2 protein-coding genes are annotated in these 759 nt (G+C 54.7%); one reads left to right on the top strand and one right to left on the bottom strand.

The annotated features are described in order from the left end of the window. The coding region (locus tag K5E19_RS23155) for an integrase core domain-containing protein (RefSeq protein ID WP_221553275.1) at positions 1-413 on the top strand (413 nt) is incomplete at its 5' end. A gap of 138 nt (positions 414-551) precedes the next feature. Here the strand turns inward: K5E19_RS23155 and K5E19_RS23150 are convergent. Beyond that, a partial coding sequence (locus K5E19_RS23150) for a helix-turn-helix domain-containing protein (RefSeq protein ID WP_221553274.1) occupies positions 552-759 on the bottom strand: 208 nt, incomplete at its 5' end.

Here is a 759-nt window from a genome sequence, read left to right as displayed (position 1 = left end):
GTCATGAGCGAATGCATCGTTCGCTGAAAAGTGCAGTAAAACAGGGCAACATCTTTATGACGATGGAAGAACAACAGCGGTGGTTCAGTGGCTACCGGGAAGAGTTTAACTATGAAAGGCCACATGAAGCCCTGGCGGGTGCAACGCCCGGAACGGTATGGCAACCCTCAGGCCGGCACTGGGATGGCAGGGTTCCTGAATATGCTTATCCGGAAGGAGGTACGGTCTACAGGGTGAAATCAAGGGGGACACTCTATATGGGGAAAAAGGGGACGGTGTTCCTGAGTGAAGCACTGACTGGCGAATACATCATGCTGGAAGAACAGGATGATGGCCTGGAGGCCATCATCTTTAATGGGATAACGCTTGCGTACTACGACCGAAAAAACGAGAGTGTGCTCCGGATAGACTGAAAAGTGTTACCTATGTTCCCGGTCTGATCTGTCACCTATGTATCCGGTCATACAGTCGCGCCACCGGGCAATTACGGGCACCGGGCCCACAAAAAAGCCGGGTGGCGGCTACGCCTTACCCGGCCTACATGCGACATGTTAATGTGTCTGGCTATGGTTCTCTTTACGGTACGCACCCGGCGGCTGGTTGAAGGTGCGGGTAAATATGCGGGTAAACGTCTGCTGCGAGTCAAACCCGTAGCGCAGGCAGATATCGTACACGCGAGCGTCGGATTCACGCAGATCGCGCGCCGCCAGCAGCAGCTTGCGCTCGCGAATATAGCGCCCGAGGCTCTCCCCTTTATAC

The organism is Enterobacter sp. RIT637, from assembly GCF_019718755.1.
Lineage (GTDB): Bacteria > Pseudomonadota > Gammaproteobacteria > Enterobacterales > Enterobacteriaceae > Enterobacter.
Note: the sequence above shows the minus strand (reverse complement) of the source record. Positions and strands in the feature narration are given on the sequence as shown.